Genomic DNA, 16,211 nt, shown 5'->3' on the forward strand with positions numbered 1-16,211 from the left:
TGGGCCATGGCAGAGGTCGCGGACAAGGTGGTTCTCATGGCGAAGGGCGCCAAGGCCGCAGCCCAGGTGGGCGACACGGCGACCTTCCTGCCCCATGACGTGTCGTTGCAGGAGGACTGGCTGCCGAGTCCGCGCAGCTGGTCGAGGGCGCGGCGAACTTTCCCGGGACCGCGATGGAGCAAGTCGGTGCTGCTGATGAGATCGCGGGAGCGATCGTCTACCTGCTCTCCGACAAGGCCTCCTACACGACCGGAGCCGAGATCGCGGTCGACGGCGGCTGGACGGCCGGTGCTGCCGAAGGTCCTGCTCGGCGACTACGCCGACCAGATCCTCTGAACCCTCCGAACGCACACGAAGGAGCAACCCCATGAGCAGTTCCATGTTCGGCGCCGGAATCATCGATCGGCTGCACGAGACGGCCACCGCCCACACCGGACTCGAGGACTTCGGCGGCTCCTCCTACCTCGAGGCCCTGGAGGTGCTCACCACGGCCTACGACCAGGACGCGGACTTCACCGAGCTGGGTGCGGAGTACCACTTCGGCGCACTCGTCGGCGCACTCGCCGCCCGGCTGTTCAGCCAGTCCGCCTGGTCGCAGCACCCGGGCCACGCCGACGTACGGATCGAGCGACCGGTGATCATCACCGGTGTCGCCCGGACCGGTACCACGGCACTGAACCGACTGCTCTGCGCTCCCGCAGAGCACCAAGGACTCGACCTGTGGCTCGCGAACGTGCCGATGCCTCGGCCCCCTCGGGAGACCTGGCCACAGCACCCGGTCTTCCAGATGATCGACGCGAAGATCAAGGAGACTCCGTACAGCCGCCCCGAGTTCGCGCACATCCACTTCGTCGCGGCGGACGCGCCTGAGGAGTGCGACTTGCTGTCCCAGCAGTCGTTCATGGGCAACATGTGGGTGGCGACGGCCAACGTGCCGACCTATGCGAAGTGGCTGGCCGAGCAGGACTGGGTGCCGGCCCTCGAGCGCAACCGCAAGAACCTGCAGCTGATCGGCATGACCGTCCCCGACAAGCGGTGGGTGCTGAAGAACCCGGGCCACCTGCACAACCTCGACGAGCTGCTCCGCGTCTATCCGGACGCCTTGGTGATCTGGACCCACCGGGCCCCGGAGACCTGCATCCCCTCGATCTCGAGCGTGCTGGAGAAGCTGGTGCCCGGGCAGTCCCACACCTACGAGGGTGCGCTGATCGGTCAGGGGCAGCTCGACTACTACGCCACCGGGGTGGAGAAGGCGATGGCCGCTCGTGCCCGCCACGACGAGGCCCAGTTCCTCGACGTGTACTACGACGAGTTCGTCGCATCCCCCATGGCGACGGTCGAACGTGTCTACGACCGGCTCGGCGAGAGCCTGACCGATGACGCGCGTACGGCGGTCAGGGCCGCCGACGAGGCCAGCCACCTGGGCCATCGCGACCCGAACCACCACTACGAGCTGGCCGACTACGGGCTCAGCCAGGCTGCGATCGACGAACGGTTCGGTGCCTATCTCGAGGCCCACCCACAGGTCCGCTCAACCACGAGGTGAAACGTCCTTCGACGTCCTGATCAGTGGGATGCGATGGGCCTGTCCGGTGGTCCAGACGTGAGCATGGCCACATGACCGCTGACTCCCGTGGTGTCCCGGAGGGCCTTCCGCAGCAGAGCCGTGCGTATCTGGGCTTCGAGGGCAGCATCGGCCGCACGATCGCCGGCTCCGAGCCCTGGTGGCCACCGATGCCGAAGGCACAGCCGAAGGCGCCGAACGTGGTGGTCGTGCTCGTCGACGACATGGGGTTCTCCGACATCGGCTGCTTCGGGTCGGAGATCACCACCCCCCACCTCGACCGGATGGCCGAGGAGGGGGTTCGCTACACGAACTTCCACGTCAACCCGATGTGCTCGCCAACCCGGGCCGCGCTGCTGACCGGACGGAACTCGCACGCGGCGGGGGTCAGCTACGTGGCGCACGCCGACCCCGGCTTCCCGGGCCACGCGATGGAACTCGCGGACGACGTCAGCACGATCGCCGAGGTGCTGCGGGACAACGGCTACTCGACCCTGATGGTCGGCAAGTGGCACCTGTGCAAGGACAGTGACGTCACCGACACCGGATCGCGGAAGTCCTGGCCGCTGCAGCGGGGCTTCGACCGGTTCTACGGGATCATGGACGGGATGACGGACATGTTCCATCCGCATGCCCTCTACCGCGACAACAGTCGGATCACGCCCACCGACCACGCCGAGGACTACTACTTCACGGACGACCTCACCGACGAGGCGATCGCCATGATCAGGGCGGTCAAGGCCTCCGACCCGGCCAAGCCGGCCTTCCTCTACTTCGCCCATGGCGCCGTGCACGCGCCGCTGAACGCGCCGGCCGCGGACATCGAGCGACACCGGGGGGCGTACGAGGCCGGGTGGGACCGGATTCGTGAGCAACGTTTCGCGCGTCAGCAGGAGCTCGGGATCGTCGAGCCCGGCACTCCGCTCTCGCCACGCAACAGCGAGGAAGGGGACGAGGTTCCGGCGTGGGACGACCTGCCGCCCGCGCGCAAGGAGGTGTTCGCCCGCTACATGGAGGTGTACGCCGCCATGGTGCAGTCCGTGGACACCTCCGTCGGACGCCTCCGCGCCGCTCTGGAGGAGATCGACGAGTGGGACAACACCTTCCTCCTCTTCACCTCGGACAACGGCGCCTCCCGTGACGGAGAGACCCAGGGCAGCAGCCAGTACTTCGACGTCCTGCGCCACTATCACGGCGGCGGTGCTGGGATGGACGAGGAGTTCGAGCGGGATCTCGAGCACATCGACGAGATCGGCGGTCCGCGCACCCTGCCGCACTATCCGCGCGGGTGGGCGATGGCCTCGAACACGCCGTTCCGGCTCTACAAGACCAACACCCACGCTGGCGGGCACTCGGTGCCGACGATCGTGAGCTGGCCACGGAAGGTGGCTGACGCGCCCGGCGCTGCGGGGGGCCTTCGTCGCCAGTACGTGCACGTCACCGACTTCTTCCCGACAATCCTCGAGGTCACTGGGGCCACCGCTGCGGACCACCGCCACGGGGTGCCGTTGAAGCCGCTCGCAGGAAGCAGCTTCCTGGGGTCGCTCTCGGATGCCACGGCACCCGAGACGCACCAGGAGCAGTACTACGAGATGCAGGGCCACCGGGGCTACTACCGCGACGGCTGGGAGATCGTCACCCGCCACCGGGCACTGACTCCGTTCGGTGACCACGAGTGGCAGCTCTACGACCTGCGGAACGATCCGACCGAGACCCATGACCTGGCGGATGAGAATCCCGAGCTCGTGGCGGAGCTCGCTGCCCGCTGGGAGCGTGCGGCGTGGGAGAACCAGGTGTTTCCGATGAACGAGGGCTCCGGCCTGATGCGGACCCAGCGGCCCGAGCGGGAGGATGCCTTCGCGCGGCCAGTGCGGTTGGTGCCCGGGACGCCGACCCTGGAGCGCTACCGATCACTGATGCTCGTCTACCGGCGATCGTTCACCGTCACCGTCGATCTCGACTTCCGTCCCGGTGATCGAGGAGTGTTGTTCGCCCACGGCTGCCAGAGCGGTGGCTACTCGCTCTCGGTCGACCGCGACCGACTCTCCTACTTCCACAACCACTCCGGTCAGATGGACGTGCTCGACCTGGGCCGTCTCGATGCCGGCCGCCGAGAGATCGTGCTCGAGGCCACTGCGCTCGCCGGTGGCCTGCACGTGGACGCACGAGTCCTGGTCGACGGCACCGAGCGCGGACGCGCCGACGGGCTGGTGATGCCGATGGGGCAGGCGATGTTCCAGGGCATCGACATCGGCATCGACCGGGGATCACCCGTGTCGTGGGAACGGTACGACGCCGAGGGGAGCTTCGCCTGGAGCGGAGACCTGCACTCGGTGACCTGGACCCCGGGGGAGCAAGCGCCCGGCACGGGGCCCGAGACCCTGGCAAGACAACGAGAGATCGGGATGGCCTTCGAATGACGACAGCACAGACGCAGCAGACCTGGGACGACGAGTGCGATGTGCTCGTGGTGGGCTCCGGTGGTGGTGCCCTCGCGGGCGCCTACACCGCCGCCCGTGAGGACCTGTCGGTGATCCTCGTCGAGGCCTCCGACAGTTTTGGTGGCACCACTGCCTACTCAGGTGGCGGGATGTGGTTCCCCAACAACGCCGCGTTGCGGCGCGACGGCAGCACCGACACGCCCGAGGACGCCCGCACCTACTACCGCGCCGTGGTCGGTGACCGGACCCCGGTGGAGCTCCAGGATGCCTATCTGGCGACCGGGCCGGCGTTGGTCGACTATCTCGAGACCGACGACGACTTCGAGTTCATGGTGTGGCCGTGGCCGGACTACTTCGGGTCGGCCCCCAAGTCCAGCGCGACGGGTCGGCACATCATGATGAAGCCGCTGCAGGCCGAGGTGCTCGGCTCCCTGCGAGACTCGCTGCGCCCGACCCTGCCGGTCGAACGTGCGGGCGAGCCGCTGCCCGACATGATCATCGGTGGCCAGGCCCTCGTCGGCCGTTACCTGTTGGCGCTGTCCCGCAAGGACAACGCCGACCTGCGGTTGAACACCTGCTGCGACGAGCTGGTCCGCCAGGGCGACACCGTCGTCGGCGCGGTCGTGACGCAGGACGGCGTACGCCGCCGGATCCGTGCTCGTCGGGGCGTGCTCATCGCCGCTGGCGGCTTCGAGCAGAACGAGGAGATGCGGCAGAAGTACGGCGTGCCCGGGACCTCGCGCGACGCGATGGGTCCGAACACCAACCAGGGCAAGGCAATCCAGGCCGGTATCGATGTCGGCGCCGACGTCGACCTGATGTCGGAGGCGTGGTGGTCCCCGGGGCTCACCCACCCTGACGGAAGCTCGACGTTCTCGCTGTGGTTCACCGGAGGCATCTTCGTCGACGACAACGGCGAGCGGTTCGTGGACGAGTCGTGGGCCTATGACCGCCTCGGTCGGGTGGTCATCGACCGGATGGTCGACGGCACGGTCACGCTGCCGTTCTGGATGATCTATGACGACCGTGACGGTGAGCGCCCCCCGGTCCGCTCCACGAGCGTTCCGATGGGGGAGACGGCCGACTACCAGGACGCCGGGTTGTGGGTCAGCGCCGACACCATCGAGGAGCTGGCCGCCAAGATCGGCGTCCCTGCCGACCGGCTGAGTTCGACCGTGGCCCGCTTCAACACGTTCGCCGAGTCCGGTGTCGACGAGGACTTCCACCGGGGTGACGAGGCCTACGACCGCGCCTTCTCCGAAGGTGGATCGCCGCTCGTGCCGATCGAGAAGGGCCCGTTCCGCGCAGCCGCCTTCGGCATCTCCGACCTCGGCACCAAGGGCGGTCTCCGCACCGATGCCTCCGCCCGGGTGCTCGATGCGGAAGGGAAGGTCATCAAGGGCCTGTACGCAGCCGGCAACTCGATGGCCGCCGTCAGCGGCACGGTCTATCCCGGAGGCGGCAACCCGATCGGCTCGTGCATGGTCTTCAGTCATCTCGCCGCGCTCGACATGGCGGGATCCGCCGGTCCCGCTGCATGACCGGCCTGGACCTGCGCCCGGCCGCCGAACGCGTGGTCGTGGTCACCGGTGCGAGCCGGGGTGCAGGCAAGGGGATTGCGCTCGCCCTCGGCGAGACCGGTGCAACCGTCTATGTGACCGGGCGCTCCCGCAATGAGGGAGACGCACCACTTCCGGGCACGGTCGGTGCCACGGCGGAGGAGATCGATCGACGCGGCGGCAGGGGAGTGCCGGTGATCTGCGATCACTCGGACGATGTCCAGGTGGCTGCGCTCTTCGACCGGATCCGTCAGGAGCACGGCCTCGTCGACGTGCTGGTCAACAACGCATATGTCGTCCCCGACCACCTCGCTGACAAGGGCCCGTTCTGGGAGAAGCCGTTGGCGCTCCAGGACCAGTTCGACGTCGGGCTGCGATCGACTTACGTGGCCAGCCACCACGCCGCGCCGCTGCTGGTTGCCAGCGGCGCCGGGCTGGTGGTGAACACGTCCTCCTTCGGAGGCGGTTGCTACATGCACGGGCCGGCGTACGGCGCGGTGAAGGCCGGCGTCGACAAGATGGCCCACGACATGGCAGTCGACTTCCGGCCGCACGACGTGGCCGTGGTCTCGATCTGGATGGGCCTGCTCCGGACCGAGCGCACCGCGGCCGCCTTCGACGCGGATCCGGAGCGCTACGGGGCCATGACCGCGCTGGCGGAGTCGCCGGAGTTCACCGGGCGCGTGATTGCCGCCCTCGCCGACGCTCCGGAGCGAATGACCTGGTCCGGCCAGATCCTCGTCGGTGCAGAGATCGGGAGCGCCCTTGGCGTCACCGATGTGGACGGCTCGGTGCCGACCTCACCGCGAGGCTTCCTCGGCAACCCGACCACCTGGAACAGCGCCGTCGTCGACTGATCGCCCACCTCAACTCAATTCAACAGGAGTGTTCCCACGTGAACCGCAGAATCCTTCCCGTCCCCGAGCCGACCGCGACGATCACTCCGTCGGTCGACCGTGCCCACCAGAGCCCGGGCTATCCGGTGCGGGGGCGGATCTCGCCGCCCGCAGGTGCTCCCAACGTCCTTGTCGTGCTGGTCGACGACATGGGGTTCGGCGCGTCCTCCGCCTACGGCGGACCGTGTCGGATGCCGACCGCCGAGCGGCTGGCCGAGAACGGTCTGCGCTACACCCGGTTCCACACCACCGCGATCTGTGCGCCGACCCGGGTCTCCCTGCTCACGGGCCGCAACCACCACAGCGCGGGCATGGGCACGGTCCCGGAGATGGCGACCTCTTCTCCCGGCTATGACTGCATCCGACCTGACTCGATGGCGACGCTGCCGCGGATCCTCTCCGGCAACGGCTACCAGACCGGTGCCTTCGGGAAGATGCACCAGACACCGATGTGGGAGATGGGCGAGACCGGGCCGTTCGACAGGTGGCCGCTCAATGAGGGCTTCGACCGCTTCTACGGCTTCATCGGCGCCGAGACCAACCAGTACACGCCTGCGTTGATCGACGGGTTCACCCCGATCGATCCGCCACGGACGCCGGAGGAGGGGTACCACCTCTCGGAGGACATCGTCGACCAAGCGGCGACCTGGATCGAGAACGTCAGCTCGCTCGAACCCGATCGTCCCTGGTTCAGCTACGTGAGCTTCGGTGCCTGCCATGACCCGTTGCACGTCCCCGAGTCCTGGCGGGGTCGTGCACGCGGCGAGTTCGCGCACGGGTGGAATGCCCAACGAGAGCAGACGCTGGCTCGGCAGAAGGCGCTCGGCCTGGTGCCCGACGATGCCACGCTCCCGGACTTCGATCCGGACGTGCCGGACTGGGAGAGCCTGGGCGACGACGAGCGGCTCGTGTGCGAGCGGCTGATGGAGCTCTATGCGGAGTTCGCCGAGCACATGGACACCCAGGTCGGCCGGCTGCTCGACACCATCGAGGAGCTCGGACAGCTCGACAACACGTTGGTGGTCTACATCCTCGGCGACAACGGGGCGGCTGCCGAAGGTGGGCTGTACGGGTCAGCCAACCTCGTGCGTCCCCTGAACCGAATCCCCAGCTCGGTCGAGGACATCGTCGGCCAGCTCGACGAGCTGGGTGGACCGATGACCTACCCGCACTACCCGGTCGGCTGGGCACTCGCGATGAACACCCCCTACCAGCAGTCGAAGAAGTACGCCTCCCACTACGGTGGCACCCGCAACGGCATGATCGTGCACTGGCCGGAACGGATCGCCGGCGGCGGGGTCCGTCACCAGTGGCACCACTGCACCGACCTGGCTCCGACGGTGCTCGAGGCGGCTGGGATCCCGGTGCCCGACGTGGTCGACGGGGTGCCGCAGGCCCCGATGGAGGGCGCATCGTTCGGCTACACCTTCGACGACGCGGACGCGGCCGAGCGACACACGACGCAGTACTTCGAGATCCATGGAAGCCGCGGCATCTATGACCACGGCTGGACCGCGTCGACCCGGCACAACCAGATGCCGTGGGCAATGCCACGCCAGCCACAGGTCCCGTTCGCCGAGGACGTCTGGGAGCTCTACGACACTTCGTCGGACTGGACCCAGGCGGAGAACGTCGCCGACAAGTACCCCGAGAAGCTCGAGGAGCTGAAGGCGAAGTTCTTGGTGGAGGCTGCGCGCTACCAGGTGCTGCCGCTCGACGACCGGATGCAGGAGAGGTTCGACTCTGCCGCGGCGCCGCACCCGGACCTGCTCGGCGACCGACGCTCCATCACACTGCGACCGTCGATGCACGGACTGCGTGAGGGCGTGGCACCCAACGTCAAGAACACCTCGTTCGAGCTCAGCGCCGACGTGGTGGTGCCCGAGGCCGGTGCCGACGGTGTGCTCATCGCCCAGGGTGGGCGGTTCAGTGGGTGGTCGTTCTATGTCCGTGACGGACGACCGGTCTACTGCTACAACCGCGGTGGGGAGCGTACGTGGGTGCGTGGCGAGCGTGAGGTCCCCACGGGTGCCCACACAGTCGGCCTCTCGGTCTCCTACGACGGCGGAGGAGTCGGCAAGGGGGCCAGTGTCGTGGTGACCATCGATGGGGACCCGTGCGGATCGGGTCGACTGGAGAACACGATCGGATTCATGTTCTCCATGGACGAGACCATGGACGTGGGGTGCAATCGTGGCACTCCGGTCACCGAGGAGTACGCCGCGCTGCCGGCTGACAATGCCTATCGCGGCGTGCTCGAGCGGATCCGGATCGAGCTCGCCGATCGCGCCGATGCCCCGGATCCGATGGAGGCCCGCGATCTCGTGATGAAGGTGCACTGACCGGGTCCGCACACAAAGTGCCGCCCGTCGGGACCGGTGCGGATGTGATTCCAGCCACTGTGTCCCAGTGACCGGAATCACATCCGCCGGCGAGCTGGTCCGCTCCTATCGTCGCGGCAGTCGTTGGTCGATCGAGCCGACGTGAGAGAGGACTGAGATGGAGCCCATGAGAAGCGGAAGAAGGCGTCGAACCTTCCTCGTCACTTGTGCCGCGGTGGCGGTGGCGGCGCTGGTGGCCGCGTGTGGCGGTGCGACGAGCTCGGGGGCGAACTCTGACTCCGGCGAGGTTGACCGGAGCGCCCACCTGCGGATCGCCTATCCGGTGACCCAGTCGTTGGACCCGCACCTGGCGCCGGAGCCGGCCCAGCTGCTGATTGCGACCTGGCCGGTCTATGACCGCCTGATCCAGGTCAGTGCCCAGGCCACGTACGAGCCGATGTTGGCGACCGAGTGGGAGTTCTCGCCTGATGGCAAGTCGTTGACCCTGACCCTGCGGGAAGGGGTGACCTTCAGTGATGGGACGCCGTTCGACGCGGATGCGGTGAAGGCGAACCTGGACAACTACATCGGCGCCACGGGAACGGCGTTGGGTGCCAACGTGGCTGGCATTGCGAAGGTGGAGGTGGTGGACCCGAGCACGGTGAAGCTCGACCTCAAGTCGGCGAGCACGACGGTTCTCTCGGCGCTCTCGAGCGAGTTGGGTGGCGTGATGATCTCGCCGAAGGCGTTGGGTGGCAAGGATCTCTCCACGCACCCGGTGGGCACGGGTGCCTACGTGATCGATGAGTTCCAGCCGGGCCAGAAGGTGACCTACAAGCGGCGTACTGATGAGGGTGGCATCTGGGACCCGAAGACCGGTCAGTCGGCCACCGTCTCGATCAGCACCTTGGGTGACACTGAGGCGACGACGAATGCGCTCAAGGGTGGTCAGGCCGACCTGATCGTGTGGAGCAGCGGTGTCGACCGGTTCCAGACCGACATCGACAGCGGCAAGCTGAAGCACACCGTGATGGACGGGGTGCTGAACATGGTGGGGCTCAACTTCAACCACACCCGCAAGCCCTACAACGACCAGTTGGTGCGTCAGGCAGTCAACTACGCCATCGACCGTGAGGCACTGGTCGAGGCCTTCATGCCGGACTCGGCGGCTCGTGTCCAGCCCTGGCCGGACGGCCTTCCGGGCTTCGACGAGGCACGTGAGGACGACTATTCGTTCGATCCGGACAAGGCCAGGGAACTCCTCGAGGAGGCCGGCTACGGGGACGGCCTCGACGGGGGCGAGATCGCGGTCGCGAACGTGGGCGTCTTCACACTTGCCGCGCAGACGATCCAGTCGAACCTGAAGGACGTCGGGATCAACGTGACGTTGCGCAACGTCGACGTCTACACCCTCGTGACCGAGTGGGCCCAGGGCAAGGCGGACGCCGAGCTCATGTACATGAGCCTTCCGTCCATCGACGCCTACTCGTGGGTGCAGCGACTGTTCGTCAACCCGGTCTGGAGCGTGGGGGCGGATCCTGAGATCGCCACGATGTCCACCGGTCTCGACGACTCGACGATGAGCGAGGATGACCGGGCTGCCCGGACCGCCGAGATCATCGACTACGCCTCGGAGAAGGCGCTCTACGCGCCGCTGTGGCAGGGCGTGGGGGGCTTCATGTCGACGCCCAACGTCCAGGGTCTCGACGACCTTGCGTCGGTGAACGGCGGCGTCGCGGACTTCCGCGAGGTCTACCTGACGAAGTAGGGAGACCTCACGGGAACAAGCGCGGGCCGTGGGCGAATGGGTGCTGGAATCCCCGTTCACCCACGGCCCCATTCACATCTCGAGGTGACCCGTGGAGAGCGACCGTGAGGCTCCCCGCAATCGGGAGCAGCGCCTCTGGATGCTTGACGGACAAGCGATCCCTCGATTGACACACCCACCTCTGCGAGTCGTCTTGGCGCTCGCCCCACTGAATCCGGAGCACTCATGAGTCAGGGCATCAACGTGTTTCCTCTCGGTCATCCGTTTCCCGCGCGGGGGCCGGACCCGGAATCGGACCTCCGATGAGCGCCACTTCATCGATGGACGGCAAGGTCGTCCTCGTGGCCGGTGGTGGCAGCGGAATCGGTGCACGGACAGCCCAGCTACTGGCCGAGCGTGGCGCCGCCGTCGCTGTCGCCGACGTGGCGATGGAGGCTGCAGAGCAGGTGGCCCGCTCGATCGCGAGTGAGGGCGGTACGGCGACGGCTCTGCATGTCGACCTGGGCGACGAGGAATCGGTGCGTGGGGCGTTCTCCCACGTGGAGGACACCTACGGTCAGTTGCACGGTCTGTTCAACGTTGCCGCCGACATGCGTGTCCTTCGGGAGGACACCGATCTGCTCGACCTCGACCTGGCGGTCTGGGACCGGACGATGGCGGTGGCGCTCCGTGGCTATGTGCTGACCATCAGAGAAGCCCTCCCGCGGCTGATCGACAGTGGCGGTGGCTCGATCGTCAACACAAGCTCGGGTGCTGCCTTCGTCGGAGAACCCCAGCGACCCGCCTACGCTGCGGCGAAGGCGGCGGTCGGTGCCCTCACCCGGCATGTCGCATCCCGCTGGGGGCGTCAGGGGATTCGGTGCAATGCGGTCGCACCCGGGCTGGTCAACACGCCCAGTGCGCGTACGAACTCGGAGAGCTTCTGGGATGCTGCGGTCACCGCCAACCCCAGCGGTCGGCTCGGGGAGCCGCTGGACATCGCCACTGCCGCGGCCTTCCTGCTCGGTGGAGAGTCGACCTGGGTCAACGGCCAAGTGATCGGTGTCGACGGCGGTAGCGTGATGCGCTAGTCGGCGAGCTCGGACACACGACATCCGGCCCGGACCAGGCGCTGACAGACCCCTTCAAGGCGCCTGCTGCTGCGAACTCGGCAGTGTGAGCGGGCTTGACCTGCCCCTGGCGAGAAGCGCACCGGCCCAGGTGGGAGTCACCGACCTTGCCACCGGAAGACACAGAGGAGAGGACTGCAATGGCGAATGTGCTTGAGGACATCAAGGCGATCGAACAGCTGAAGTACCGCTACTTCCGGGCCGGTGACACCCGGAACTGGGGCCTGCTCGAGGCGACGCTCGACCCGGACATCAGGGCCTCGTACGGCAACGGGCTGGAGTTCGACTCGGCGGCGGAGCTGGTGGAGACCGTCCGGAAGGCGATGGACAACTCCCGGCTCACAGTGCACTTCGCCCACCACCCCGAGATCGATGTCGACGGGGACGAGGCATCGGGAACATGGCTGCTGAGATTTCGCTCCGTCCAGAAGGCGAACCGGCAACTGGTCGAGGGAGCCGGCATCTACACCGACGAATACCGACGGGGTGCCGACGGCACCTGGCGAATCAGCCGGACGATGCTGGAGAGGCTCTACGAGTTCCAGACCTCGTTCGACGACACGCCCTCCTTCGAGTTGACGGCCGACCACCTTGCGGACTGACCACAGCCGCACGTCACCGGTGGACGGCCAGCGGTGCTCAATGGACAACCGACCAGAAGCATGGAGTTTTGGATGACTGCATTGGAGAACGGGCCGGTCGTGGCCCGGCCGGAGGTGCTTGCGGCCCGCACCGAATCGACCCTGGCTGCTGTCGCCGACGAGGTCACGGCACTCGGACGGCGAGCGGTTGCCGTGCCCACCGATGTCTCGGACGCCGACGCCCAGGACAACCTGGTCAACCTGACGATGGCCGAGTTCGGGAAGATCGACATCCTGATGAACAGCGCATTCGTGCAGCCGCCCCAGGTCCCGTTGCTCGACGTTGACCTCGACGACATGCGTCACTGGACCGACATCAACGTGCTTGCGTCCGTAGGCCTGGTCCAGAAGATGGCCGAGCATCTCGTCCGGGCGCGAGGGGCCGTCGTCCTGATCAACTCCGTCGTGCTGCGCAACCGTGCATTGAGGTTCGGTGCGTATCGGATGCACAAGTTCGCACTGCTCGCCGCGGCCCGAAGCCTGTCCATGGAGCTGGGGCCGAAGGGGGTGCGCATCAACTCGGTGGCTCCCGGATACATCTGGTCGGACAAGGTGCAGGGCTTCTTCCGGAAGAGGGCGGACCAGCTCGGCATCGCACCTGAGGAGGTCTTCGAGCAGGTCTCGCAGACCGTTGATCTCAGACGGTTCCCCACGCCGGAGGAGATCGCCGACGCCGCGGTGTTCCTGTCCTCGGACCTGGCCAGCGGTGTCACCGGACAGTGCCTCGACGTGACCTGCGGGGAAGTCCACCACTGAGCCCCAGCGACCGGAGTCACCCCTGCCGGGTGAACGAGCAGCCAACTTCAAGGACCCGATCTCACATACTCTAGGGCCACCGGGACGTTGGCGAAGACCATGGCGACGTTGGACCATCAGTCGGGGTGGCCGGGTGACCGGGTGGCCGGGTGGACTGGGGCGTGTGCGTCGGGTGGAGCACCGACGAGCTCTCGGACCACGGGTACGACGGCGCTGCACCGAGTGCTGTGTGTCGACCCGGGGAAGCACGGGCTTGAGTGCTGGCTGACCAGGCCGGGCCAGCCGAGGAACGTCCACGGTCCACACCACCGAGAGAATCGGCCGCAATTGCCTCGCGCTCTTGGTCCCGGGTGCCGAGTCCGCTCCGGCGGCGACGCGACCGACACGATCCCGGGCACTTCATGCATGTGGCCCAACGAGGACCTCGTCGCCGATGCCCCGGCGGTGGTTGGATGCCATCTGCGACCATGTGGGGAGTCCGGTGGACGGAGGCCACCCGCGAGGCAGCCCGGGTCGCCGACGAAGCGAGCAAGGTCAGCGATCGGCGGCCTGTCCACTGATACAGCCTTCAGGAGTTCGGTCTCACCGAGGCCGAGGTCGACAACGCATTCGCGGCCTACCTTGAGCGGGGCCTCGGCGCCCAGTGGGCCAGGACGCGACAGGGCGGGGAGGAGTTCCCAGCCCGTCCTGTTGCGCACACGTCTCAGAGGTCGGAGAGCTTGACGACCTTGCACTTGGGCAGGGGGTGGTGGTCCGCCTTCACCCAGCGCAGCATGGCGGTGCCCTCCTCGTGGGATGCGGTGGTGAGCCAGTTGCCGAAGCCCGGGTCCTCAGCGGCAACCACGATGGTGAGCGTGCCGTCGTCATTGAGCTTCGCGGTGTGGTTGTTGATGTAGGTGTTCATCCGATCGTGGTCGAGTGACTCCATCCAGTAGTTCTGGAGCACGAAGTTCCAGTACTCGCAGTCGGGCACCTCGGTCTCGAGCACCCACGCCTCGTCAGGAGCGAGTCTCCAGTAGGCCTGGCCGTAGAAGATGGTGGGGTCACCGCCGGTCGTCTGGAAGTAGTCCTGGCCCCAGTCGGGCATCTCGTTCGGGCGCTCGCTGAACCTCCGGGCCCACCCCGAGAAGAGCGAGGAAATGCCCTTGACCGTCGCCGTGGCCGTTCGCAGCTGTTCGATGAACACTGCTGGGTCCAAGGGGGCCGGTGTTGGCTGCTGGTCCAGCAACTCGATCTTCACGTCGGCCCGCACCTCGTTGGCCCGATCCTGGAAGGACTGGCGGCCGACGATGTTGGTGGTGTCGTCTTCCATGGGCAGCCACGCGCCCTCGGCTGGCTTCTCCTTGCTCACGATGAAGCTGAAGTGGCCGTTCTCGTCCACGGGGATGTCATCACTGTGCAGCTCGCCGGTCGACGCCAGTGTGCCGTCGGAGTCGAACTTGTGCACCTTCGAGCCGAAGGTCATCAGTGGCACCGTGCCGCGGGTGCCGCTGACCCTGTAGCGGTACTTCCCGGACACGTTCATCCGCATGTAGATGTTGTCGGGGTTGTCACCGCCGATCTTGCACTTCATGTTCGGGTCGAGGCATTCGCTGATCGACGGGTACATCGGGTCGGAGTTCTCGATCGAGTTGATCGTCGCGTAGCGGAGCATCCGGATGAGGGAGCGCATGCCCTCCGCCTGGCTGAAGTCATCCTGAGGGGCGCCCTCGGCCACCAGGGACGCTCCGGCATCCCGGAGCTGGTCGCAGAAGTCGTGCCATGCCTTGCTGGTCGTCGTCATGGGTCTGCCTGTCGTCTGGGAAGGGGTGTGCCTTGCGCACGATAGGAAAGTGCGTTTCGGCTTCCGTCACCGGTCCCGCTCACCAAGACTGTCCATTTGATATATGACTAATAGTTATGAAGTGACGCTCGCTTGACGGACCCTTCTGCCCACGAACCGGAGACCTCGGATGTCGAACAAGGCATGGTCGGACTTCTGCGATGACCTGAAGGCGGCGGGCGCGTTTCTCACCGACGATCTGGTTCCCCGGGACGCGTTCACCGAGGCCGAAGGGATTCGCTACCTGATTCGCCTTCTGCGATTCGGCACCGTCAACTTCCTGGAGAACTCGGACACCTCGCGTCCGAAGGTGCTCGACCCGTTCAACCCGAACATGAAGTGCAAGATCGGCGCGGACAACCCCGACAACATCTATCAGCGGATGAATGTCGCAGGGACCCGCCGCTACCGGATCAGCGGGACTCGCGGCACGGCGCCGTTGATGACCTTCGGCTCGAAGGCCAACAAGCTGCACATCGATGGCACGTTTGTCTCCACGGGTGAACTGGACATGGTTGACGTCCCTGTCGATGAGCACGGTCGGTTCAGTTTCGTGGTCAGCAAGGACAGGCCGGAGTCGGGTGCATGGCTTCCGATCTCGGAGGAGACCACCAACGTCCTGTGTCGCCAATCCTTCCAGGACCGGTCGAACGAGAAAGCGGCAGAGTTCCGGATCCAGGTGCTTGACGAGCCGTCGCGGCCTGCCCCACTCGACCCGGTCGCTTTCGCGGCCCAGCTACGGATGGCGACCTCATTCGTGAGTGGGACCGCCGAGAAGTTCGCCGACTGGACCAAGATGTTCATGAAACGGCCGAATGAAATCATCGACTGGGGCCAAGAACTGTTCCAGGACACTGGCGGGGATCCGACGATCTTCTACCTCCACGGCTACTGGCAGCTCGCCCCCGATGAGGCTTGGGTGATCGACAGCGAGGTGCCCGACTGCGAGTACTGGAACTTCGTGCTCCACAACTGGTGGATGGAGTCCCTGGACCACGAGCGGGCGAACACCTACATCAACAACCACACGGCCAAGCTCAATGCCGACGGCACGGTCACCATCGTGGTCTCTGCAACGGACCCGGGCGTCGGCAACTGGATTTCCACTGATTTCCACAACGAGGAAACTGCCCTCATCCGCTGGGTGAAGGCTGATCATCACCCGGTCCCCACGAGTCGGGTGGTGAAGATTTCTGACCTCTGAGCTTCTACTTCCCCCGAATCTGGCCGGCCGTTCGAGCCAGCCAACGTCTCATGAGAATCCTTTCAGAGAGGATGAGGCACTGGTCGAGGCCTTCATGCCGGACTCGACGGCTCGTGTCCAGCCCCGGCCA

12 protein-coding genes are annotated in these 16,211 nt (G+C 66.5%); 11 read left to right on the forward strand and 1 reads right to left on the reverse strand.

Translation table 11 applies throughout. The features are described 5' to 3' along the window. Positions 1-173 precede the first annotated feature (173 nt). The 10 genes from ncot_RS07690 to ncot_RS07735 all read left to right on the forward strand — a co-directional run bounded on the left by ncot_RS07690 (position 174) and on the right by ncot_RS07735 (position 13,055). On the forward strand, positions 174-371 hold the full coding sequence (locus ncot_RS07690; RefSeq protein ID WP_206065216.1) for an SDR family oxidoreductase: 198 nt from the start codon (positions 174-176) through the stop codon (positions 369-371). Further along, positions 368-1,546, forward strand: a complete 1,179-nt coding sequence (locus ncot_RS07695) for a sulfotransferase (RefSeq protein ID WP_168617082.1) — start codon at positions 368-370, stop codon at positions 1,544-1,546. The genes ncot_RS07690 and ncot_RS07695 overlap by 4 nt, the downstream gene beginning before the upstream one ends. Positions 1,547-1,617: 71 nt before the next feature. Further along, entirely contained in the window at positions 1,618-3,984 is a 2,367-nt protein-coding gene (locus tag ncot_RS07700) for an arylsulfatase (RefSeq protein ID WP_168617083.1), read from the forward strand. After that, entirely contained in the window at positions 3,981-5,546 is a 1,566-nt protein-coding gene (locus tag ncot_RS07705; protein WP_168617084.1) for an FAD-binding protein, read from the forward strand. The genes ncot_RS07700 and ncot_RS07705 overlap by 4 nt, the downstream gene beginning before the upstream one ends. Beyond that, complete coding sequence (locus ncot_RS07710; protein WP_168617085.1) at positions 5,543-6,421, forward strand: SDR family NAD(P)-dependent oxidoreductase; 879 nt, start codon at positions 5,543-5,545, stop codon at positions 6,419-6,421. Before ncot_RS07705 ends, ncot_RS07710 begins: the two co-directional genes overlap by 4 nt. Before the next feature lie 38 nt (positions 6,422-6,459). Next, entirely contained in the window at positions 6,460-8,802 is a 2,343-nt protein-coding gene (locus ncot_RS07715) for an arylsulfatase (protein ID WP_168617086.1), read from the forward strand. 157 nt (positions 8,803-8,959) lie between these two features. Further along, positions 8,960-10,549 (forward strand): ABC transporter substrate-binding protein, encoded by a 1,590-nt coding sequence (locus ncot_RS07720; protein ID WP_168617087.1) that lies wholly within the window; start codon positions 8,960-8,962, stop codon positions 10,547-10,549. 302 nt (positions 10,550-10,851) lie between these two features. Beyond that, positions 10,852-11,619: an SDR family oxidoreductase gene (locus ncot_RS07725; RefSeq protein ID WP_206065218.1), complete on the forward strand. Its 768-nt coding sequence runs from the start codon at positions 10,852-10,854 to the stop codon at positions 11,617-11,619. A gap of 179 nt (positions 11,620-11,798) precedes the next feature. Further along, positions 11,799-12,260, forward strand: coding sequence for a nuclear transport factor 2 family protein (locus tag ncot_RS07730; RefSeq protein ID WP_168617088.1), 462 nt, complete (start codon positions 11,799-11,801; stop codon positions 12,258-12,260). Between the two features lie 72 nt (positions 12,261-12,332). Beyond that, positions 12,333-13,055, forward strand: coding sequence for an SDR family oxidoreductase (locus tag ncot_RS07735; protein WP_168617089.1), 723 nt, complete (start codon positions 12,333-12,335; stop codon positions 13,053-13,055). A 703-nt stretch (positions 13,056-13,758) separates the two neighbouring features. Here ncot_RS07735 and ncot_RS07740 read toward each other — a convergent pair. Then, positions 13,759-14,838 (reverse strand): DUF1214 domain-containing protein, encoded by a 1,080-nt coding sequence (locus tag ncot_RS07740; RefSeq protein ID WP_168617090.1) that lies wholly within the window; start codon positions 14,836-14,838, stop codon positions 13,759-13,761. Positions 14,839-15,007: 169 nt separating this feature from the next. Between ncot_RS07740 and ncot_RS07745 the strand changes: the two genes are divergently transcribed. Then, the gene (locus ncot_RS07745) at positions 15,008-16,081 is read left to right on the forward strand and encodes a DUF1214 domain-containing protein (protein WP_168617091.1); all 1,074 of its coding nucleotides are present in this window, start codon (positions 15,008-15,010) and stop codon (positions 16,079-16,081) included. Positions 16,082-16,211: the final 130 nt, after the last annotated feature.

It is taken from the genome of Nocardioides sp. JQ2195 (genome assembly GCF_012272695.1).
Classification (GTDB): domain Bacteria; phylum Actinomycetota; class Actinomycetes; order Propionibacteriales; family Nocardioidaceae; genus Nocardioides.